Origin of the sequence: Vibrio sp. SCSIO 43009, assembly GCF_023716525.1 — a bacterium.
GTDB lineage: Bacteria > Pseudomonadota > Gammaproteobacteria > Enterobacterales > Vibrionaceae > Vibrio > Vibrio alginolyticus.
On record NZ_CP071842.1, the window covers coordinates 1,678,086 to 1,700,746 of the forward strand.

At 43.7% G+C, this 22,661-nt stretch carries 23 protein-coding genes; 14 read left to right on the plus strand and 9 right to left on the minus strand.

The features are described from left to right. Positions 1-27: 27 nt before the first annotated feature. A complete protein-coding gene (locus J4N43_RS07970; protein WP_025766660.1) occupies positions 28-843 on the plus strand; it encodes a sterol desaturase family protein in 816 nt (271 codons plus the stop codon). A 104-nt stretch (positions 844-947) separates the two neighbouring features. On the opposite strand, the gene J4N43_RS07975 is transcribed toward J4N43_RS07970, so the two are convergent. The 4 genes from J4N43_RS07975 to J4N43_RS07990 form a co-directional block, all read right to left on the minus strand. Next, complete coding sequence (locus J4N43_RS07975) at positions 948-1,166, minus strand: hypothetical protein (protein ID WP_005389537.1); 219 nt, start codon at positions 1,164-1,166, stop codon at positions 948-950. Between the two features lie 48 nt (positions 1,167-1,214). Beyond that, the gene (locus J4N43_RS07980; protein WP_025766661.1) at positions 1,215-1,595 is read right to left on the minus strand and encodes a hypothetical protein; all 381 of its coding nucleotides are present in this window, start codon (positions 1,593-1,595) and stop codon (positions 1,215-1,217) included. A 210-nt stretch (positions 1,596-1,805) separates the two neighbouring features. Then, positions 1,806-2,219, minus strand: a complete 414-nt coding sequence (locus tag J4N43_RS07985) for an NUDIX hydrolase (RefSeq protein ID WP_132936671.1) — start codon at positions 2,217-2,219, stop codon at positions 1,806-1,808. A 270-nt stretch (positions 2,220-2,489) separates the two neighbouring features. After that, on the minus strand, positions 2,490-4,508 hold the full coding sequence (locus tag J4N43_RS07990) for a methyl-accepting chemotaxis protein (protein ID WP_017820668.1): 2,019 nt from the start codon (positions 4,506-4,508) through the stop codon (positions 2,490-2,492). A gap of 134 nt (positions 4,509-4,642) precedes the next feature. Here J4N43_RS07990 and J4N43_RS07995 point away from each other — a divergent pair, with 134 nt between their 5' ends. After that, complete coding sequence (locus tag J4N43_RS07995; RefSeq protein ID WP_005377619.1) at positions 4,643-5,137, plus strand: NlpC/P60 family protein; 495 nt, start codon at positions 4,643-4,645, stop codon at positions 5,135-5,137. Between the two features lie 44 nt (positions 5,138-5,181). Here the strand turns inward: J4N43_RS07995 and J4N43_RS08000 are convergent, their stop codons facing one another. The 3 genes from J4N43_RS08000 to J4N43_RS08010 all read right to left on the minus strand — a co-directional run bounded on the left by J4N43_RS08000 (position 5,182) and on the right by J4N43_RS08010 (position 7,653). Then, a complete protein-coding gene (locus J4N43_RS08000) occupies positions 5,182-5,526 on the minus strand; it encodes a DUF3802 family protein (protein WP_005377620.1) in 345 nt (114 codons plus the stop codon). 190 nt (positions 5,527-5,716) lie between these two features. Beyond that, positions 5,717-6,679 (minus strand): GGDEF domain-containing protein, encoded by a 963-nt coding sequence (locus tag J4N43_RS08005; protein ID WP_005377621.1) that lies wholly within the window; start codon positions 6,677-6,679, stop codon positions 5,717-5,719. Continuing rightward, positions 6,679-7,653 carry a response regulator gene (locus tag J4N43_RS08010; protein WP_042523017.1) on the minus strand — a complete coding sequence of 325 codons (975 nt, stop codon included), beginning with the start codon at positions 7,651-7,653 and terminating at the stop codon, positions 6,679-6,681. The genes J4N43_RS08005 and J4N43_RS08010 overlap by 1 nt, the downstream gene beginning before the upstream one ends. Positions 7,654-7,877: 224 nt before the next feature. Here J4N43_RS08010 and J4N43_RS08015 point away from each other — a divergent pair, with 224 nt between their 5' ends. Further along, positions 7,878-8,744: a fructosamine kinase family protein gene (locus J4N43_RS08015; protein ID WP_252094167.1), complete on the plus strand. Its 867-nt coding sequence runs from the start codon at positions 7,878-7,880 to the stop codon at positions 8,742-8,744. Between the two features lie 253 nt (positions 8,745-8,997). Continuing rightward, positions 8,998-9,192 carry a CPXCG motif-containing cysteine-rich protein gene (locus J4N43_RS08020; RefSeq protein WP_047102257.1) on the plus strand — a complete coding sequence of 65 codons (195 nt, stop codon included), beginning with the start codon at positions 8,998-9,000 and terminating at the stop codon, positions 9,190-9,192. 75 nt (positions 9,193-9,267) lie between these two features. Here the strand turns inward: J4N43_RS08020 and J4N43_RS08025 are convergent, their stop codons facing one another. Beyond that, on the minus strand, positions 9,268-9,879 hold the full coding sequence (locus J4N43_RS08025; protein WP_005377625.1) for a riboflavin synthase: 612 nt from the start codon (positions 9,877-9,879) through the stop codon (positions 9,268-9,270). Positions 9,880-10,271: 392 nt separating this feature from the next. Between J4N43_RS08025 and J4N43_RS08030 the strand changes: the two genes are divergently transcribed. Next, positions 10,272-11,642, plus strand: coding sequence for an MATE family efflux transporter (locus J4N43_RS08030; RefSeq protein WP_005377626.1), 1,371 nt, complete (start codon positions 10,272-10,274; stop codon positions 11,640-11,642). A gap of 161 nt (positions 11,643-11,803) precedes the next feature. Beyond that, positions 11,804-12,775: a DUF3080 domain-containing protein gene (locus J4N43_RS08035; protein WP_053350553.1), complete on the plus strand. Its 972-nt coding sequence runs from the start codon at positions 11,804-11,806 to the stop codon at positions 12,773-12,775. A 15-nt stretch (positions 12,776-12,790) separates the two neighbouring features. Here the strand turns inward: J4N43_RS08035 and J4N43_RS08040 are convergent, their stop codons facing one another. Next, positions 12,791-13,636 carry a DNA ligase gene (locus J4N43_RS08040; RefSeq protein WP_062730621.1) on the minus strand — a complete coding sequence of 282 codons (846 nt, stop codon included), beginning with the start codon at positions 13,634-13,636 and terminating at the stop codon, positions 12,791-12,793. A gap of 422 nt (positions 13,637-14,058) precedes the next feature. On the opposite strand from J4N43_RS08040, the gene J4N43_RS08045 reads away from it, so the two are divergent. From J4N43_RS08045 to J4N43_RS08080, 8 genes are all read left to right on the plus strand, one after another. Next, entirely contained in the window at positions 14,059-14,379 is a 321-nt protein-coding gene (locus J4N43_RS08045; protein WP_017634929.1) for an STAS domain-containing protein, read from the plus strand. 26 nt (positions 14,380-14,405) lie between these two features. Next, entirely contained in the window at positions 14,406-15,272 is an 867-nt protein-coding gene (locus tag J4N43_RS08050) for an OmpA family protein (RefSeq protein ID WP_053350556.1), read from the plus strand. Beyond that, complete coding sequence (locus J4N43_RS08055) at positions 15,269-17,371, plus strand: SLBB domain-containing protein (RefSeq protein ID WP_053350557.1); 2,103 nt, start codon at positions 15,269-15,271, stop codon at positions 17,369-17,371. The genes J4N43_RS08050 and J4N43_RS08055 overlap by 4 nt, the downstream gene beginning before the upstream one ends. Then, entirely contained in the window at positions 17,371-18,057 is a 687-nt protein-coding gene (locus J4N43_RS08060) for an AAA family ATPase (protein ID WP_033905258.1), read from the plus strand. The genes J4N43_RS08055 and J4N43_RS08060 overlap by 1 nt, the downstream gene beginning before the upstream one ends. An 11-nt stretch (positions 18,058-18,068) precedes the next feature. Further along, on the plus strand, positions 18,069-18,449 hold the full coding sequence (locus tag J4N43_RS08065; protein ID WP_005377636.1) for an Hpt domain-containing protein: 381 nt from the start codon (positions 18,069-18,071) through the stop codon (positions 18,447-18,449). Positions 18,450-18,757: 308 nt separating this feature from the next. Next, entirely contained in the window at positions 18,758-20,284 is a 1,527-nt protein-coding gene (locus J4N43_RS08070) for a sigma-54-dependent transcriptional regulator (RefSeq protein WP_252094100.1), read from the plus strand. Further along, the gene (locus J4N43_RS08075; RefSeq protein WP_033905256.1) at positions 20,259-21,329 is read left to right on the plus strand and encodes a glycosyltransferase family 4 protein; all 1,071 of its coding nucleotides are present in this window, start codon (positions 20,259-20,261) and stop codon (positions 21,327-21,329) included. Before J4N43_RS08070 ends, J4N43_RS08075 begins: the two co-directional genes overlap by 26 nt. 144 nt (positions 21,330-21,473) lie before the next feature. Further along, positions 21,474-22,658 (plus strand): glycosyltransferase, encoded by a 1,185-nt coding sequence (locus J4N43_RS08080; protein WP_053350559.1) that lies wholly within the window; start codon positions 21,474-21,476, stop codon positions 22,656-22,658. The last annotated feature ends 3 nt before the right edge of the window (positions 22,659-22,661 follow it).

Consider the following 22,661-nt stretch of genomic DNA (forward strand, 5'->3'; position numbering starts at 1 on the left):
GATAAAGAAATAAATAAGGGAATGACAGTGACAGAAACGACATTTCAAGAACCCTCATGGCTCAGATTAGGCTTTTTCCTTGGCGTATTATTGCTTTGTGCCATTTGGGAGAACAAATTGCCTAGAAAAACACTGACCGCTTCGCGCAGGTTTCGCTGGGTCAATAACTTGTCATTGGTCGCTTTTAACAGCCTAGTTATTGCTTTAATCATGCCTATCGCCGCCTTTCAAGCTGCGGTCATAGCTCAGGAGCAACAATGGGGGCTGCTGAATATTCTGTCCCTCCCCGATTGGTTAAACATTTTCCTAACCGTCATTTTGCTTGATTTCGTCATTTACGCTCAGCATGTTGTCTTTCATCATGTAAAACCGCTGTGGAAGATTCACCGAATGCATCACGCCGATCTCGACATAGACGTCACTACAGGCGCACGCTTTCATCCCTTCGAAATAATCATTTCAATGGGAGTAAAAATTGCAGCCGTGTTTATCTTAGGTGTTTCACCTATCGGAATTGTGGTATTTGAAATTGTGCTTAATGCGAGCGCGATGTTTAATCACAGTAATGCAAAACTGGCTTTATCTATGGACCAAAAACTGCGAAACGTCATCGTTACACCAGACATGCATCGCGTGCACCATTCAGTGATAGTAAAAGAGACCCACTCAAACTTTGGTTTTTTCCTTTCAGTTTGGGACCGCTTTTTTGGGACATACCGAGCTCAGCCTAAGTTGGGTCATGAAGATGTTGTTATTGGTGTGCCGGAAATTAGAGACGAAGAAGAGCAAAGATTAGATAAGCTGTTAACGCAGCCCTTTCGCTACAATAAAGAGAAGAAGTGATGGTTGAAAAAATATTGTTGGATGAAGTATGTCAACAAAACGAATAGACCAAGCCTAAACCCCAGTTAAACACTACTTTCATCCTCATGATGTGTAAGAACAGATTAGTTTTCTGCTAGCTGACGCTTTTTGTTTAGCTGAGTAATACCAACAAATAAACCAACAACACCAAGCACTGCACATGCCAAAGCATTGGTGTTCATTACTTGCTGTGCCTCTATTGAGCTGTATAGAAAAGCAAGGCTGAAGAAAGTGGTGGCAAAGCTCAAACCTGTCAGTACGCTGAAACCAGCAAAACTGGCCAAGTCTTTAAAATCGTTCATAACGAGTCCCTGTTTACAATCCTTAATCGAGTGTTGTGAAAATAATAATTAACGAAATATTTGGCGCGATTGACTATGTTTTCGCGCATTCCATAACCAGATAGATACCCCAAATGAGAACCCTAAAAACAGTGTCTTCATTTGTAGGGCGACGTTGTTATCTAATATTTCTAATGTATAGTGAGCGTGGGAACTAAAGATAACATTGGTTATAAGAATCAATAACATAACGACTATGCCAGAGCGGCGATGCTTGACCAATAGATACGCTGCTAATAAGTCCAATAGTCCCAAAGCGCTCCAATACATATTCAACCAGCGTGGCGCAAAATCGTAAGGTAAAAAGCCACCAACAATGTTGTCATAAAGATGAACCACTCCGCCAACTGTCATAAAAAGGCATAAGAGAAACAAGACGAATTTATCCATTACCGTTTCCTTATCTGAATGAATGAGCAAAGCATATAGAAGTCACTTAAACATTTGTAATCTCATCGCCATTTTTGAGATCGACAGTGCCATTATCAACACGATGAGAACAGTAACGGCTACTCTACCTTCTTTATTTGCTTCTAGTAGAAGCATAGTGTTTGCTTTGTCATTGTCCCAAATCCGCCAATGCAACGACAGAATCCTCCTTTAAATCACGCCTTGGTTTAGCAACTCTCGTACCTTTTCCAGCCCGCGCTGAAACACAGTATGTGCATTCGCGGGAAGGCCGCTCTCGACATCGTGCCAGAAGAACGCGAAATCATGTCCACCATCGTCTTGCGTATGAAACAGCCATGAATTAGCGAGATCAGCACACTCACACAAAACAAAATGCCATGCTTGATTTTGAAAGCCACTGTCCCATGAGCATAAATATCGTGCGGAACGAACATGTGTGATACCAGACTCCTCAGCGAGCTCCCGCTTGGCCGCTATGATGTAACTTTCATCAAACACTTCAACAGTGCCCTTGACGAGCTGAACACCCGCCAACGGATGTTTAAAAAGTAGGATCTCTTGATTTTGATTACGTAGAACGACGGGGCAAACTTTATCGACCACAAAACCACTCCTTCTTATGGCTTTAGCTTTCTCTGGATATAAAAAAATCGCATGAAGCTGCATGATTCATTCCTTTGAATTCTGGCGACATTCTAGTCAACGAGTCCCTCGAACAAAGCATTAACATCACGTTGTGATAACTAAACCCTTTAGAAATGAACGAGATGAGATGTAACTCACTTTTGCGATGCAAATAGGAGCCATTAAATGAGTAGCCGTAACAAAAAAGCAGAACCGAGGTTCTGCTTTTAGTCGGTGGAAACATCTCATTTACTTGGTCTGATGAAGCTCATACTTGTGCAGCATTGCTTGCTGGTGCCCAGCAATTTCCGCCACTTGCTCAGAACTCTCAACCATAGACTCAAGCTGCAGCTTTGTGCGTTCGCCAAGATCAGAAATATGTGTGATGGATTGAGATACATCTGCCGTCGCTCGTTCTTGTTCTTCTGTAGCAACTGAGATTTGCTCAACACGTTCTTGAATGTGCTTAACCGCGAGGTTGATATCAGAGAATGTCGATTTCACTTCATTGCTGGACTGTAGCGCGTGGGTCATTTCTTCTCTTGAATCATTAACTGCTTGGCGCGAGCGCTCTGCGGCAGTAATAAGCTCGCTCATCATTTCTCGGATGTTCGTAGTTTGTTGAGAGGTATCACTTGCAAGTTTGCGAACTTCATCAGCGACAACCGCAAATCCACGCCCTTGCTCACCAGCACGGGCAGCCTCTATTGCCGCGTTGAGAGCAAGTAAGTTGGTGTTGTCCGCGATCCCACTGATCATATCCACCATTTCACGAATCTGTTTAACACGCTGGTCTAGCTCTAACATTGACTGTTCATTTACATCCAAAGAGCTTTCTAATGACTCCAAACGTTCGCGGTTTTGTTCCACGACTTGAACCCCTTTTTCAGTGTGTTGGGTTGCAAGGAGCGAGTCCTGTGAAGATGCATTTGTCACCATTGCTATTTCACGAATAGAGGCTTCAAGCTGCGTTATGGTCGTGATCATACTCGACAACGCTTCATTTTGTGTTGCCAACCCATCACTTGTTTGTTCGGCTGCACTGTGACTTACTTCTGCCGTCTGATAAAGCGTTTCACAATTGCGCGTCACCGTTTGAATGGAGTCATGTGTGGAATCGATTACTTGATTCAACTTTCGTGCTACTTCTTTCAGCTCATAGGGGCCAACTTCTTCTGCCTTGTCACGAAAATCATGTTCGGTAAGTGCTGAAAGACGCGTTAGTACATTCCTTAACCCTCGGTTTGTCCATGACTTGAGACTAAACCAAGTAACAAGAATAATAAAAGAAATCACACACGCCGCAAACACGAGCACAACGCTCACCGATTCAATGGTCTCGTTGACCACCCGCTCCTTTTCATCGATCAACTGACCAGCGGTTTGGGAGATTTGATCAAGTAACCGCATGGTTTCATCCGCAAGCATCGAAGCCTGTTTAAACTCTGAACGTTGCAATTCCCCTTGTTCTAGTTTGGCGAGGATCAAACGCAGCACGCCCTTTTCACTAAAGCCTTGTTTCACCATCTCATATGGTGCGGTTAAGCTTGCATATTCACTTACTTCAGGATGGAAAGATTGGAAGTCTTCATAGGCGAGTTTAATACCTGCTATGCGATTTCGCATTTCTCGGTATTCTTTTTCGGCTTTGTTTAATTCTGAGTGCATCATCATGACTAAGAACGTACTTTCCATTGAGCTTGCAGAAGCAATGAAACGGTTAGCGGCATCGCTCGACTCAGGATTATCAGCACTAAGGAACGAACTGATTCGATTCATTTCCGGGCCGATAGAGCTAAGCCCATAGCGAAAACCACCAACAGCGGCATCAATATCCATTTGAATTTGTATCACCGAAGATTGCTTCAACAAAATGGACTGCGTGATGTTATGTAAACGCGCTAGTTTGGTGTCTAACTCCTCCGAGAGTTGCTGAGCTACACCAGACGCTTTCACAACCAAAGTTGTGCTTTGAGTTGCAAGAGAGTCGATTTGCTCTTTTACGAGAGGCAACTCTTTCGGCTCAGTAATCTGCATACCATGGTTGAGTAGCTTAACCATCTCCAATACATTCCTGGTTAACTTTGCGTTTGCCATCGCGATTGGTAATGCTTTTTGCGACAAGTCTTCAAATTGTTCCCCTACCTGTTCCATTCCTTTGAAACTTGAGACAGAAAGGGCTATAACAAGAGCAATGATAGTTAAAAATGTTGCACTGACAGCCTGAATCAGTGAAAGTGATGTGCGTGAGCGTTTTCGCTTTGCCATAATCAATTTTTATTCTTTCTTAAGGTTGAATCGGTTCTGCAGTGATTCCGTCACATTTGTGAGACAAAACCGTGATTTGCAGCCCATACTATGGATTGGTTATGACACTAATATTTCAGTTGTGAGTCATAGAGATGACAGGTGGTGATTTGCGTCGAGTATATTTTCCTTTGATAATCAGTGTGCTACTAAGCGCCTGCTCTTCTGGGCCTGAGCCTAGTGAGCAAGCTCAAGTGACAGCACCTACAAATCAGCTATTGTCGGACAACCCCGACTTGTTCGAGTTTTACACAGAGTGGCACGGCACGCCTTATCGCTTAGGCGGGACACAGAAATCTGGAATTGATTGCTCAGCATTTGTACAAAAAGCGTTTATTGAGGCTTATCAGCTCTCGTTACCAAGGACAACGAGGCAGCAATCAACGCAAGGTGTGGAGTTAAGTTGGACGGATGCCAAGCAAGGGGATCTAGTGTTTTTTAAAACAAGACGTACAACTTATCATGTCGGAATTTACTTGGGTAACAAGCAGTTCATGCATGCATCGACGTCTAGAGGTGTGATTATTTCAAGAATCGACAACCCATACTGGGCATCTAAGTTTTGGCAAATAAGAAGAGTTACAATGTAACTCTTCTTACTCTTAACCGGACATTGCTGTAAGTTAAAACAATATCAGTCGTAAGTCGCAACAGCATTATCGAACAGATTTTTGACCAGAGCGATGTATTCATCAAGGAACGTGATCTGTTCATTGGTCGCTTTTTTATGCCATACCCCAGCCAATATCTCACCAAGATCTTCAACAACTGCATCAGCCTCTTTCAACAATTTGAAACGTACGCTCGAGTGAAGTTCTGGATTTTGCTCAAAAATCGCCATGATGTTTGAAGCCACCATATCGGTGACAACATCTTCGATGCTTTCGGATCCAGTGTCGCCAATTTCGGTCGTAAAAATATCTAGATTTAGAGACAAGTGCTCGATAAGAGCGAGATATCCATCGGTTTCTAAAACCACTGTTTTTCTCCGTTTATTGCAAGCCTTCGAAGCTGAAAGCAGAATAGTTTCAATAGTAAGACATGCCGAGAAAATTTCATTAACTTATTTCATATTAACAAACATTCACGAACCAACTGGATGATTTTCAAACAATTGAGCTTTGCTTCACTGAATTCGGATACAGGGTTTCTTCAAACCTTTTTATATTTCAGCCATTTTCATGCAAACAGGTTTGGTTACGACCATTTTCTTTTGCACGATACAGCGCAGCATCGGCACTCTTTAACCATTGAGTGTGAGTTTCAAAATAAGGCTTATACTCGCAAACACCAATACTTATCGTGTAATTAATCAAAAAATCTTCCACTTTCACGATCTCTTGCTCAATTCTTTTGCGCAAACGCTCTGCGAAATAGCAAGCTTGCTCCTGGTTTGTGTGAGGAAGTAGTACGGTAAACTCTTCACCACCAAAACGACCGCAGATGTCACTGCTTCTTGCTGTTTTTCTCAACAAGGCAGAGGTTCGACGAATGACTTCGTCCCCTGTCGGGTGACCATAAGTATCATTCACCTTCTTAAAGTGGTCGATATCGAATATTACTAATGAGCATGGTCCGTCGATAACTTTTAAGTGAGCAAACTCATCTTTCAATGATTGCTCCCAATAAGCGCGATTAAATAAACCTGTTAAACCATCTTTGCGACTGATTTCCGACAAATGTTGATTTGTTTCTTTCAAATGAATGCGATTTCTCGCAGTTTCAGAAACATCATTGACTTGAATCGCTATGTGGCTGACCTCTCCTGAGAGCCCAATTAACGGCGTGATCACGATATCTTGATACATAAAATCACTGCTGTTTGAAACCGGAGAAAAATTGTTGAACTTAAAAAGATACGGTCGGTTTTCCCAGCTAGAAAAAGAACGAGTTTCCAGATCGGCGGCAGCTTTTATCTTGGTTTCTAGCCAAGTTCTTGGCAGCTCTTCAAAATGCTCAAATAAACATTCACCAAGAATTTCTTGTGATAGAATGCCACTGTATGACTGCATAAAACTGTTCCACACACACACTTTATACTCTTGATCCAAAACAATAAGCCCTGAATCCATCGTATCGAGAATTTGTGTGACCCAATGAAAGTCTGCTATGTCCAGCGTGATATCGGACATTAGATTAGCTCCATGATTTCATAGATTATTTCTACGGATGGCTTATCAATTAAAAACAGTACCTCGCACTCGAAATCGAGCGCTTCTGCCATGTAGGTGTATTCGATAGTAAAGAGCTCACCCAACTCGCCTTGCTCTTCACAATAAGGTGTTAAGGTATCCACAATGCCTGGCTGACGAAGTGAGAACTGCTTGTCGAGTTGATCGCCCAATGATGTGAGAAATGACGAAACCAGTAGGTTAGAGATATTCAAGATGATTTCATTATGAGGCGTAAACTCAAGGAGGTAACCTAATTTTTCCCCAATCTGATTGATATCCCTACCACGTAAGCACACCAGTGCCTCTCCGTGAATACCACCACCGACAAACCTCTGCGCTACCGCAACGGAACTGTCACGCCCAACCACATCAACCAGTGTCATATGAAGCTCGCCGTAGGACAACGGTCCAACATGAGGAACAGGAAGTTGTATGAACTCATGTAAATGGTCGGCCATAATCGCAGCCCCTTTACCAAGGGCAATGTTCGCAATTTCACGGAATTTGGCTAGTAAGGAAAGCTCTTCGCAACCCTGGTTTTTAGAATCAACCGAATGACTAGGTTTGAACGCATAATGCAGTCCTAATTGTTCGTATAGTGGGAGCACCTGCTCTTCTGTCAGAGGCTTAGCGATAAAAGCTTGAGCACCAAGATCGAGACAGCGCTGTTTTGCCTCTTGTTGAACATCTCCAGAAATAATGACGATGTTGGTCGGGTACTGACTAACAGGTAATGATTCGAGGACCTCAAAACCATCCATTATGGGCATCGTTAAATCGAGAAACAAAATATCGATATTTTGCTCAGCAAGAATATTAAGCGCCTCATAACCATCTTGCGCTTCAATAAGATGCAATGATGTATCTTGTACGATAGAACGCGCAATAAGCTTTCTTGCAACAGCTGAGTCATCACATATCAGTATTTTCATGCCACCAATGGAACTAACGTCAAAAAAATCATAATACCTGTTGTAAACGTTCATCTCCATATGCTAAGCCAACAAATCAGAGGCTTATAAGCGATTTGATTCACATTTATACAAATTGACTACACTAAGAGGAAGGTTTCTTTACTAAGTATGCTCAACATAGCGCCAACTCCCTGCTATTTATCCTAAACTATTGGTGGTCAAATAGATTCGCGAGGTTTTGTATGTGGCAAGCAATATCGCAACAGCTTTCTGATACTTTATTGTTCGATTACCAGATCACGGAAAAAGTAAGGCTGTCTGGTGGGGATATCAGTGAAAGCTACATGATCAATGATGGCGAGCAACGTTATTTTGTGAAAATTAACGATCGCGAGTTTTTGTCTAAATTTGAGGTAGAAGCTGAAAGCCTGCATCTTTTGCGTGAAACATCAACCCTATTTGTACCTGAGGTGGTATTGGTTGGTAAAACCAAAAATGCCTCATTCCTAATTCTTAACTACCTTCCAACGAAACCATTAGAAGATGGTCCCAACAGCTTTAAATTTGGGCAGCAATTAGCTCACCTACACCAGTGGGGCGAGCAAAAAGAGTTTGGTTTTGATACCGACAACTATCTCGGTTCGACTCTACAGCCCAACAAATGGCACAAGAAATGGTGTGTATTCTTTGCTGAGCAACGCATAGGATGGCAATTACAGCTCCTTAAAGAAAAAGGCGTCACCTTGGTTGATATCGATGACTTTATCGACGTCGTAAAACAGCGGCTAGCAAACCATGCTCCGAAACCTTCTTTGTTGCATGGCGATTTATGGAATGGAAATGCGGCACTCACTGCATTCGGTCCTATCTGTTACGATCCTGCGTGCTATTGGGGGGACAGGGAGTGTGATATTGCGATGACAGAGCTTTTTGGTGGATTTCAACCAGAATTTTATCAAGGCTACGAATCGGTTATACCACTTTCTTCAAGCTATGAAGAGCGTAAAGATATCTATAACCTTTACCATGTTCTCAACCATTGTAATTTGTTTGGCGGCCATTACTTGGAACAGGCTCAACTGGTTATTAATAAAATCATTTCTTATTAATTTGGAAGCCACTGCATATTTCAAGATGTAAAATCTCGAGGCACATCACTACAGAAAATCACCCTAAGCTCAAGGTTGAGTTTGGGGTCAAGTTTTGTACTTATTTCGACTCAATTAGCAACAACTCGACCTAATATCAAAGGAGACTTAACTTTGGATTGTGCCTATTTTCCTTGTAGGCAAAGTAAGTAAAGGGCTGTACTTCCTTGATGAATAGTGTGTTTAAAAGCCCTGCGAGATTAGGAGTTGTTGTATGAAAAATTATACCGAAAGGTATGTAAAGTGCCCGCATTGCGGACATTCTATCAGCATTACATTGGATGCAAGCAATGGTGACCAAGAATTTTATGATGATTGCCCAGCTTGTTGCCACGCTATCCACCTAAATATGCGAGTGGATGAGCTACAAGACAAGGTCGAACTATTTATCGATGACAATTACGAATAGCAGCTCGAGCATGTGAACATCAGAAATATAAAAACGCTTAAATGAAAAAGGAGCACTCGGCTCCTTTTTCTCATTCTAAAGCTGTTTTGCTGCAAGAACGCGCTCAACAGTATCAACAATTGCTTGAGTCTGAGGATCAAACTCAATATTAACACGCTCCCCTACTTGTCTCACTCCGAAAAGCGTTCGCTGCAAGGTTTCTGGAATTAGGTGTACCGAAAAACGACACGCTTCAACTTCACCAATAGTTAGCGAGCAGCCATCTAAACCAATGTAACCTTTCGCTAATACATATTTCATTGATTCTTGCGGCAGTTGGAACCAAATCGTGCGGTTATTGGGCGTATCGATGATATCGACAATATCTGCCGTTAAACTAATATGACCAGACATGCTATGCCCGCCTATTTCGTCACCAAACTTAGCCGCGCGCTCAATGTTTACGCTATCCCCTTCCACCAGCCGACCTAAATTAGTAAGAGCCAATGTCGCTTGCATTAAATCAAAACTGATAAGGTTGCCTTCGATCTTAGTCACAGTTAGACAACATCCGTTGTGTGCAACGGATGCACCAATTTCTAACCCTTTACAAAGTTCATCGCTTAACTCGACAACGTGCGTTTGAAAGCGTTCTTTTTTATCAATTTTAACGACCTTCGCCGTACCCTGAACTATTCCTGTAAACATTTCTTTTTACCTATTGATTTAATACCAACTGTAGTCGAAGACTAAGCCCTAAACACTGCGCTACAGGTCGGAAATAAAGACCGCAGACGATAAAGCCATGGCTTAATGAACACTGGTTTGTTCTCATGCATGCTTCAACATTACCATGATTCGCTGCTGTTCTCAGTAAAAGCGTATCCTTAGCGTGGAGAGCGTCCAGTCAGTGTTATCGACTATTCGCTACCTAGCTATGGAATATGAACATACAATTGTTTATCATTTGCGCGGAGTTTCTCCGAGGCATTTTTTCACCTTATCGTGACTAAAATCAACCATCAGATCCGTTCACCACATCTTTTGCCCTCGAGTACTCTCATTCTTTCAACTTATTGTTCCGCTCTGGAGTATTTTTCGTGCATCGCTATAAAGAAGAAGCATCAAGTCTTATCAAATTGGCGACCCCGGTATTGATCGCATCTGTCGCTCAAACTGGTATGGGGTTTGTTGATACCGTAATGGCTGGCGGCGTTAGCGCCACCGACATGGCTGCGGTTTCTGTCGCTTCAAGTATTTGGCTACCATCCATTTTGTTTGGGGTGGGTTTATTAATGGCATTGGTCCCTGTTGTCGCACAGTTAAATGGCTCTGGTCGTCGAGTGAAAATCCCCTTTGAAATTCAGCAAGGCGTCGTCTTGGCATTGCTTATCAGTGTGCCGATAATTGCAGTCCTGCTTCAAACCCAGTTTATTCTCGGGCTGATGGATGTTGAAGCACTGATGGCAGAAAAAACGGTGGGATACATTCATGCCGTTATATTAGCAGTACCCGCTTTTTTACTTTTCCAAACGCTTAGAAGCTTTACGGATGGTATGTCATTGACGAAACCGGCAATGGTTATTGGCTTTATCGGTTTGCTGCTCAACATTCCTCTAAACTGGATTTTCGTGTACGGCAAGTTTGGTGCACCTGAATTAGGCGGTGTTGGCTGTGGTGTAGCAACCACGATTGTTTACTGGGTCATGTTTGCCATGCTATTGCTGTATGTGATGACATCAGAGCGATTGAAAAGCATCAACCTATTTGGAGAATGGCATCGCCCACAATGGAAAGCGCAAGTTCGTCTATTCAAGCTCGGCTTTCCTGTTGCAGCAGCGCTGTTTTTTGAAGTGACACTGTTTGCTGTCGTTGCACTGCTCGTTTCACCACTGGGTCCTATCATTGTGGCAGCGCATCAAGTCGCGATTAACTTCTCCTCGTTGGTATTTATGCTACCAATGAGTATTGGTGCAGCAGTAAGCATTCGTGTCGGCCATCGACTTGGTGAAGAAAACGTAGATGGCGCGCGCGTAGCGTCACGAGTCGGCATTATGGTTGGTCTAGCATTGTCCGTTCTCACAGCGATTTTAACCGTCTTGTCTCGTGAGTGGATCGCCGAGCTTTATACTAGCAACCCAGAGGTAATCACTCTAGCGATGCACCTGCTCGTGTTTGCCGCTGTTTATCAATGTACGGATGCGGTTCAAGTAATCGCAGCTGGTGCATTACGCGGCTATAAAGACATGCGAGCCATCTTCAACCGTACTTTTATTGCTTATTGGATTCTTGGCTTGCCAATTGGTTACGTCCTTGGCCGTACAGACTGGATTGTTGAGCCAATGGGAGCACAAGGCTTCTGGCTTGGTTTTATCATCGGCCTATCTTCTGCGGCCTTTATGTTAGGCGTCAGAATGCGTTGGATGCATCGCCAAGAGCCAGAAGTGCAATTGAACTTTTCAGTTCAATAAAAAGTAAAAAAAGCCAGCATCCGCTGGCTTTTTTGATCGAATAATCACACGGTTGAGTATACTTATAACAAGATTACAAAGCGGTTGATTTTGCTCTCTAGACAACGGATACGAAGTTAGAAAAAAGGATATTTGTGCGGTCTATTTTATTGTTCTTAATCATGATTCTTAATGGTTGTGATAACTGGTTCAATCCAGAGAACGCCATGTTTGATAAGTATCATCAACGTGTAGCCAATGTATTGGACGTTCCTGCTATTCCAATAACACTACAGTCTACGGTAACGATTCCTGCGAAACGCGTTTTGTTCGAGCCATTGCCAAGGCTATCTATTGGCCTGCTAGAGAGCTATCAATTACGACAATGCGGACTCTTTAATTTACTTGCCGAGAAAAACTCACAACTTGGAAAGGTGCAGGATGCCTTTCATGATTTTGATTATCAAACTGCCCTTTTAAGAGTCATGAATCGATGTTTATCCGAATTTCCACTTAGCGATGAAGAACGCGCGACATTGACAGAGCTTTACTCAACCAAGTGGCAGCATTTAGACATTCATCTCGACAACTTACTACTCGTAAGTGATGCCATGCAAAAGCAACTAACTGCCTCTGATTGGCTATCTCAAAATACGACGAATGATATTGCACGCATTAACGATGTCTATCGTATTTTCAGCGAAATGTATGATTTACCCCACCGCGCGGTCTCACGTCTACCCGATGTGGAAGTTACTCAATATCAAGAAGAGTTAGAGAAATCTCGTTTACTCGGACGACTTTACTATTCAATGGTAAACACATCCCTTTGGTTAAAAGCAACAACTCAGCTACTTGAGCAGAACCAGAGCAACGTATTGTGCGGGCCGAACAGAGACACCACCCAGTTCCGCTACTTAAGAAATGTCTTTCAATCCATTTACGTTGAAGAAGTGCAACCTTATTTGGCTTATTTAGACAGTACCTATCAACAACTTAATGATGGTGCCACTTTGGTGGAGAACCGTATGCAACTCCATGGTCACCAGTATGGCATCATTGAGGCACATAGAACATTTAGGCAAGAAACCCTAAACCACGTTCAGTTTTGGCAGGGTCTCTTCAAACGATGTGGCGTAACCGTTGGCAACTAGTAAGTGCAGAGCGTTCTATTCCTTCAACCTTTCACGCAAGAATCGAGCAAAACGTGGTTTACCAGTATGTGTAAAACCGTTATATCTAAATGTAATGGTTGAACCAATTTTCGGAGGCTGGCGACGCACTTCATCGGTAAATCCGCTACCGATGTAAAACTCAATGCCATTTGGTAAGCGAACTAACATTGCTCCCATCATACCTAATAAGCGCCCTGTTCCTGGCTTATAACCCACAACTAACGCTTCATCATCTGCGTATCGTTTTAGTTTAAGCAAATCACTACCGCGTCCAGCCTGATAGCGGCTTGATACCTTCCGCAACATCACCCCTTCACCGTCGGATATTGAAATTTTATCCAACTGTGTAAACAGATGAGCTTCATTTTGAATGGCTCGGTGCTCGACATATTTGATATGAGGCTGGTCGACTTCAAGCACTAAATCTTTGATGTTGTAATAACGCTTCCGATAATCACCAGCGGAATATGGCATATCAAAGATCATAAAGTCGATATGTCGCCAAGCAGACTCTACAGGAGTTTTATCTAATACCGTTTGCTGAACAAGATGGAAGTTACCTCTCCCAGCCCAAAGTTCACCGTCCAACGGATAATCAGGCAAAGGTCCTGTAAACCAATCTGGGGCGTAGATTCGATTACCATTTCTCGTCACGAGATGTTGCCCAGTCCAATAAGCGCGAACACCATCAAGTTTTTCGCTATACCAATATTCAGACACATCAATACCATCCTGATAGCTTTGTGCAAGAGAAACTGGTGGTGCGAAAGACGTATCCGCTTGAAGCTGTGAAGACGCTGCCATAACAGCCAGCGCAATTAATGTCATTTTTAATGGCATAAGAAGACCTTGTACAAAAAATCGTCTTTATTGAAACGTAAGTCCTCTCGATGACCTATTTATTACTAGTTGTTCTTCGACTCATAACAATCAACATTAGTAATAATTTGCAAAGATAATCATAAACTTTAGACAGGTTTTGCATTTAGTCGTTACACGTTATTCACTTAAGGCGGATGGTTCGTCAATCGAGTTGGAATCTAATCATGACGAGATCCCCCGCTCTAATGACTTCTTTAGGTTCAACACCTCTTATAAGCAAACCATTTCTCTGTGCATTTTTGATTCTCAATTTGAGAATCAGTCCTTTCTCAAATTGAACAACATCATCAACAGCGCTTAAACTTTTGATTTTTAAATAGTTTAAAATTGGCACGTTACCTGCTCTATATCCAATTAGAAAAACAAACGGAGACAGAGTCATGGAATTACGCAAACTAGAAATCAATCAAGACAAGTTAGCCATTGAGTTTTTTGGTGACTTAGACGCAAGCGGCTGTCGACAAGCACAACATCACATTGATGAAGTAATTCACAACAATCATCACAAAGAAGTCGAAATTAACCTACAGCACGTCCAATTTCTTGATTCTTCAGGGATTGGTGCCATTGTTTACTTATATAAGCGTCTAGTTGAACGTGAAAGAAGCATGAGTATTGAAAACGTATCAGGCCAACCTTTAGAAATCATGAGCTTGCTTCGTATCAACCATGCCATTCCCGTTAACTCAAAAGGACATTAAAAATACCGGTTTAAACGGAGGTTGGCATGGTAAATCTTATACGACGATATGCATTAAGCGGTCTTGTTGTCGGCATGTTTGGTTGTTCGTCGTTTGACTACCCAGAACACGGAAAAGGTGGCTTGGCGGAAAGCTATCAAGATATCTCGATCGAGAATTATCAGTTTTCCCCTGTGATGCCTGACGAGCCTTTAGGTCCAGAACATGGGTTAAGGTTTGATTGGCAACTGACCAAGTTACATCTAGACGCACTAATCCAAGAGGGAGCGCGCTGGTGTTTTCCTGCGGCAGTTGTTCAGGCCCTTGAAAAACAAAATAGAATTGCGCGCGAGTTGGAAGGTGGGCTTTTACTCGACGCTGCCAACGACCTTGTGATTCAGCGTCGACGCTTAAACCAGCTCGAACAACAACTCGACTACGTACTGAGCCAAACCACTTGCACACCGCCCGATGATATTGAAGCACTACGTAGCGACCTAAACATAGTGTCGGATATCTATGCACTACTTAATATCGACAACCAGTTTGCTGTCGATTCAGCAGAAATCAACCCGAAGTACATGGGACATTTGGCAGAAGCAGCCTACATTTTACGTGACCACCCTAACCTATCTCTTGTAGTAACGGGGCATGCGGATGCAACTGGAACACCCGATTACAACCAGAAACTTGCTCAAGCGCGTGCAGAACAAGTAAAGCGTTACCTAACCGTATTTGGTATCACTTCAGAGAGAGTCACTACCAAATCTGTCGGAGATAACCTGCCACTCTATGAAGGTGAAACATCCGCCGTGCGTTTAACTAATCGTCGAGTAAGCATCGAGGTTATTAGCCCTAATTCAGATAGCGATACCTCAATAAACCGCAACCCAACGGCAGGAGGCGCGCTATGAACACGATGAAACCATTTATCCTCTTAATGTTGTTGTGTCTGGTCGCGTGGGTACCTTCTTCCATAGCGGATGAGAGCAATACTGTTAAGGTCGGTGATTTAATACAGATTAACTTACCTGGAGAGGCGTCGTTAAACCAAGGGTTTCAGGTTGATCGTCGTGGACGAATTAATTTACCAGAAGTCGGCCCTGTATTAGTGGCCGGCTACAATGAACAACAACTCCAAGACGTGATTATCGACAGGCTAAAGACCGTGTATCGTGACGTTAACAACGCTCGAGTTTTTATTAAACAGCAACAGTTGTTAGTGTCCGTTCAAGGCTACGTGGTCAAACCCGGTGAATATACCTTACCTTTTGGGTCCAACATTCAAATGTTTGTGTACGAAGCTGGCGGCCTGCGCGCTGGGGCTCAGCTTGATAAAATGATCGTGAAACGTGGAAATAAAAACATTGAATTTGACTACAAACGCTTCCTTGATACGGGTGACAATAGCCAACTGCCAAAACTAGAATCACTGGATGTCTTATTTGTCCCCGCTTCCCCACTCGTAGGGAATATTGAGCAAGAGTTTGATGCAGCAAAACTCGCGAATTCAGGTGACAGCGCAGATTCCGCTCGTGCAATCAAAGTCTTTGGTGAAGTCAACGCACCTGGCTCGTTCTCATACAAGCCAAACACCACGCTAGTTGATGTCGTAATGCGAGCTGGCGGCGTGACACGATATGCCAGTGTTGAGCAAATTCGCGTGATAACAAACAATAACCCAACCATGTTTAACCTGAAAAAGTACCTTGATACTGGAGACCAAAGCCTACTGCCGGAGATCCTGCCAGGTGCCACCATCTTTGTCCCAAAACAGGAAGAAGAAATCAAAGCAGGTGCAAATGTGGTTTACGTGATGGGTGAAGTCGCCCATCCTGGGGCATACGAAGGCAAGCAAGGCGCTAGCTTCATGGATATCCTCGCCAACGCTGGCGGGCCCACTCGCTACGCAGAATCTCGCCAAATTCGCGTTATAAAAGCCGATGGCAAAGTCATCAAATTCGATCTTACCGCGCATACAGAAGGACTATCTTCAGCCAGACCACCAAATGTTGGACCAGGAGATGCGATTTTCGTGCCGGAGAAAACCGATTTCAATGAGAAGTCTTGGTTAAAAGTAGCACCTAGTAGAGCGGTCGCAGTGATGGGAGAAGTTGTTCGCCCTGGACGCATCGAGTGGTCAGACGAAATGGATTTGATTGATCTGCTTGCACACGTTGGTGGCCCAACTCGACGAGCTGATACCACCAAAATTGAAGTCGCCAATAACGGTCAAATGACACAATTTGACTTAGACCAATACATTCTGGATGGCTCACCAACATCAAGCCTACCTCGAGTTTACGCTGGTACAGTCGTAAGGGTACATGCTTTGCCTGACGACCCATCCGATAATAAATCGCAATGGGTAAGCCAAAGCTCTGACGCATCGATATACGTTTTCGGGCAAATCAATGCACCTGGGCGCTATCGTTTCACTGAAGATATGCATTTTCTGGATATTTTGTCTGCCGCCGATGGACCGACAATGGATGCAGATATTCACAACATCCGTGTCACACACCGAGGCCTAGGTTATGCCAAAGTGAGTAAATTGAATTTATCGATGTACTTTGAAACAGGTGATGAATCAATTCTGCCCCACGTTCGTCCTGGTGATACCATTTACATTCCAGAAAAAAACAAAAACTGGTTAGATCGTTCAAAAGAGTCCACGGTACGCGTATTAGGTGAAGTAAGAGACCCAGGGCGATACGTATTCAATGACAACATGACTGTGCTTGATCTGTTAGCGGAAGCAGGAGGACCAACTGACAATGCCTACCTTGAAAAGATCAGTGTGGTCAATATGTCTTGCTGCCAGGGCCAAGCCCGAACATTTGATTTGGTGAACTTTAGTAAAACAGCCAACATTTATGAGCTGCCAGTCATTCGCGCAGGCGACACGATTTACATTCCCCATAAAGACGAAAGCTTTGTTGAAAAAGCGAGGGCCGGATTAAGAGATATTTTACAAATCACCACAACCATCGTGTTAATAGGAGCGTTGTAATGACTATTCCTGCAACTCACGCTGAGATTGAGCAAATTTATCTTCAGAGTGAACAGAAAGGCCACAAAACGATTTGTGTTGTGGGTTGTAAATCTGAAGATGGTGTCACTTCCGTGGCGTCATCTCTTGCAGAGCGCTTGGTTTTAGCAGGCCACAATACTTTGTATGTAGACCTTAACTTATTCAAACCCGCTTATCACACTGTTCACGACTTTGATGATGACGAGAAGGTTGGCCATTTGATCACACGAGAGAATACACATCAAACTTTAGTCGGCCTCCCTGCTCCATCTCTCGCCAGCACTCAGTTAGCGTACCGAGACCCAACAATGCTGAAACGAAACATTGCACAATGGTTAACGCAGTACGAGCGCGTCGTGATAGATACATCACCACTTCTCAGTGTCAACCGAAGCAATATTGCGCCTCAAGTGATTGCTGGCGTATGTGATGCTACTTTGTTAGTAGCGCATTATGGTTCTACGACTGCAACCCAGCTCGAGCAAGCCAAAAAGCTACTCGATGCTAGCGATGCGAACTTGATTGGTTCTGTACTGAACATGAAGCACACTCCAAGCCTGAAAGATGAGTTAATCCGCCAAGTTTCCAAGCTGCGTTTCTTACCAAAAAAGTGGAAAGAAAAACTGTCTCAGCAAATTAAAAAAAGCGAACTGTTTATGTTATAGGGAGCGCTATTATGACGATAAATAACACATTGACTATCGAGCAAGAATTAGTGGATGAGCATATTCTTCAGCAAATGATCAAAGATACGTGCGCCGAAATCATCCCTACCTTGATTGATCACTATGTCGAAGAGTCACGCGATCGCATGGAGAAAATAGAGCAAGCATTAAGCACAAAAGACCTTCAAACATTAGAGTTCGAGGTTCACACACTGGGCAGTTCTGCTCTCGCTCTAGGCAATCGAACGCTTTCAAGACAAGCAAGAATGATTGAGAAGTACTGTGTCGAAGGAAAAATACCAAAAGCATTGGAGCTTTGTGAAACACTTCCTCAACTCGCCAATGAATCGTTTGATGCGTTAGAAAAGCGAAAAGCTCAAGGGTTTGAGTAGTATCAGTGTCTTACTCCCTAGCGAAGCATCGCGTTTGATAAAGCGCGATGCCTACATCATCTCAGAAATTTAGGCTCCAAATTCAGTCACCCTCGCCAAGCCACACACCTTGAAGTTATTTGGGCATAACTTAATCAATTAAAAAGTATGGATTTTTCGCAAATTTCCTACCTTGTGCTAATACTTAAATAACGCTTTTCTCAAATTGAGAATTTTCAGCACTAGAGAGCAATAAACCACTCATAACGCCAAATAGTAGTGCTGACAAAAATCATAAAAAATGAAACAAACTACGTTGGGATGGGACTATGAGACCAAGGGTGTTACTGGTAGAGGACTCTACTTCACTAGCCATACTTTATAAGCAGTATGTGAAAGACGAACCTTATGACATTTTTCATGTCGAGACAGGTCGCGAAGCGATTCAATTTATTGAAAGAAGCAAACCTCAGCTCATCATTCTCGATTTGAAACTGCCCGACATGTCTGGCGAAGACGTGTTGGATTGGATCAACCAGAATGACATTCCTACGTCCGTTATTATTGCTACGGCACACGGCAGCGTCGACTTAGCCGTTAATCTAATTCAAAAAGGTGCGGAAGATTTCTTAGAAAAGCCCATAAACGCTGATCGCCTAAAAACATCAGTCGCATTGCACCTCAAACGCGCCAAATTGGAAGATTTGGTGGAAAATATTCAGTCCAAGTTTGATCGCCACAACTATCACGGATTCATCGGTTCAAGCCTCCCGATGCAGGCGGTATACAAGACCATTGATGCTGTTGCGCCAACTTCTGCCAGTGTGTTTATTGTGGGAGAAAGCGGCACAGGTAAAGAAGTTTGTGCTGAAGCCATCCACCGCCAGAGCGACCGTAAAGACAAGCCTTTTATTGCAATTAACTGTGGGGCTATTCCACGAGATTTGATGGAAAGTGAGATTTTTGGTCACGTTAAAGGGGCCTTTACTGGAGCAACAACAGATCGAAAAGGTGCGGCGACGCTGGCACATGGTGGCACGCTTTTTCTTGATGAGCTGTGTGAAATGGAACTAGAGATGCAAAAGAAGTTGCTCCGCTTTCTACAAACGGGCACTTACACCCCTCTTGGTGGCACTCGAGAAATGAAAGTGGATGTGAGAATCATTTGTGCCACTAACCGAGATCCATTAACAGAGGTAGAAGAAGGTCGTTTTCGTGAAGACTTATACTACCGTGTGCACGTTATACCTATCGATATGCCCCCATTACGTGAACGAGGAAGTGACATTGTCACGCTTGCCAGGCACTTCTTGACCACTTACGCCAAACAGGACAAAAAGAAATTCTCAACAATCGACAGCGAAGCTCAACATATCATCAAGCATTACGAATGGCCGGGTAATGTAAGGCAACTACAAAACATCATACGTAACATTGTGGTGCTTAATAACGACGAAAAAGTCACGGTGAGCCACCTACCCGCTCAACTTACTAAAAAGTCTAAAGTGACGAAAACAACGACGCCTGCGCATGTTGCTCAAGAGTCAGCAAACATTGCACCAATCACACCACCACCTGTTTATACTGAGGAACCTTCACCTTCTGCGGTCGAACCGTCGATTACCGCAGCGGAGCTGCCTGGTACACCGTCCTCTGCTGCTACCTCACCGTACTTTAACTCTGATGGAACCATTCGTCCTATGTGGCAAGTAGAGCGTGAAGCAATTCAAAACGCAATCGCGTACTGTGATGGCAACGTCCTCAACGCCGCTGTCATGCTGGAGTTAAGCCCATCTACGGTTTACCGAAAAAAACAAGCGTGGGAAGCGGATGAAATTAATCTCGAACAATCTTGATAAACCTGCCATTGGTGAAATTTGGATCTTGCTTGATAGCCGTCTATTCGGCGGCATTGAAAGTCACGTTATCGAGCTAGCTCGGGGATTAATCGCCTTTGGAAACAAAGCTCGAGTTGTGCTAACCACTGAGTATTCGCCAGCCGCTCAGATTGTACAGAAGGCAAAAGAAGCCGCGATCCCTGTGAGTTACTTAAACTATTTGTCTGGCGAGCCCAATAAAGCTTTAAAAATTAAACACCTAACAAGCGCCGTCGCCAATCACCAACCCTCAGTGGTTCACTCCCATGGTTATAAAGCGTCGATTTTGTCGCGCTGCGCCAAACTGCTCACCCGTACGTTTCCTCGTTTGATTTCAACTTATCATGCTGGTGAATCGTCCTCAGGGAAACTATGGCTATACGATTGGCTTGATAGAAGCTCCGGCAGCCTATCTGACCATTGCTTTGCTGTCAGTCCAAGTATTCAGCGCAAAGTTTTTTGTTCTTCAGAACTGCTGAATAACTTTGTTTCGATTCCCAACAGTCAACTCAACTATCAGGAGATCGCTTTTGTCGGCCGATTGAGTCAGGAAAAAGGCGCCGATCAATTTATTGAGGTAGCGAGGCTCTGTCCAACATTACAGTTTAGTGTGTACGGTGATGGCCCGGAAAAAGAGTCGCTTAATCAAACTGCCCCTTCAAATGTGACTTTCTTCGGCCATCAAACCGATATGGAAGGTGTTTGGGAAAATATCAGTGTACTTATCATTTCTTCTCGTTATGAGGGTCTTCCAATGGCGGCGCTTGAAGCCATGTCGAGAGGCATTGCCGTGATGAGCTTACGTGTAGGTCGTCTTCCAGATATTATCCAAACGGGTAAAAATGGTTTTATCGTCGAAGACATTCCCTCTCTTGCTAAATGTCTTCATGACTGGATGTCGATTGGTGAAGCGCAACAATCACTCATTCGCCAGAATGCTCGACAAACCATCATTGATGATTTCTCAGCGCAAAGTGTGATTCCCGTATTGCTACAAAAATATCAAATTGAAACGGATCACTAATCCATATTGGTTCTCAATATGAGAATGATGAGTTCCAAACATAAATATCATATAAGATTCAATCACATAAACTAATAGCATATTTTGGCATCTCTATTGCAGCTCAGCAGTTAACGCAGATTAATGATGAGACAGAGGTGACTTATGACTACGCCAAAACGCATTCTATATGTTCATTATGGTGATAATTGGATTCGCGGCAGTGAAGTGGTGCTTCTGGATCTCATTTCAGGAATCGACCGCAATAAGTTTGAGCCATTCGTATGGTCAAACTGCCAACCATTAATCGATAAGTGCCATTCGCTCGGAATTGAAGCGGAACATTCATCCTTCAATTTGGTTGGTGGTTGGAGCGCTCCACGCTGGGATATTAGCGGGTGGAATAGCCTTATCAAACAAGGCTCAGCTTTGATCGAAAAGCACAGCATCGACTTGGTACACGTCAATAGCGGCGGCCCTTGTCAATGGATGTGTTTGGCTGCTCGCATGAATCATATACCACTTGTCACGCAACTTCATTGCCATTATACATTGCGCGATCGCTTCTCTCTCGGACTTCACCTCTCTCCAAAATTGATTTGCGTTAGCAAAGATGTTGGACGCGAAATTCTTCAGGACGGCTACCCGCAAAACCAACTTCATGTCGTACACAACGGCGTGTCACTTCAAGGCGTGGATACACCCATCGACATTAAAGATCGACTCGGAATCCCATCACAGGCCTTTACCTTTCTGTCGGTGGGTTCGCTGATTAAGCGCAAAGGGTTCGACCGCCTTATTCGCGCAATGCGCATGCACAACTACCACCACCACAACCCTCACCTTGTTATTGTTGGTGACGGCGAAGAAAGAGAAGCATTGCAACAGCTTGCCGCGGATCTTGGTATCCAAGAGCGAGTGCACTTTGTCGGGGAGCAACACAATGCCGGAGAGTGGATGTGTGGTAATGCAGACGCTTTTATTAGCGGCGCCTATGAAGAGGCCTTTGGTCTCGTGCTCGGGGAAGCGGCTTTAGCTCAACTGCCTATCGTGGCTCCTAAAACGGGAGGCATTCCTGAGTTGTTCGAGCATAATCACTCTGCATTGCTGTACCAGAACAGTGGAATGGCGAGCCTGTTAAACGCGATTCAACAAGTCATGCAAGACGCGGCATTAAGAAACAAGCTGGCGGAAAACGCTTACCTACATGCTAGCCAGAACTTAACGACGACTGCATCTATCAACGCTATTGAACGTATTTACGAAGGTGAACTTAATAACAACGCCATTACACCAATGCCAATGACTCACTGCATGAAGCCTCTTTCACGCTGGTTGAGCATCAATTGAGGA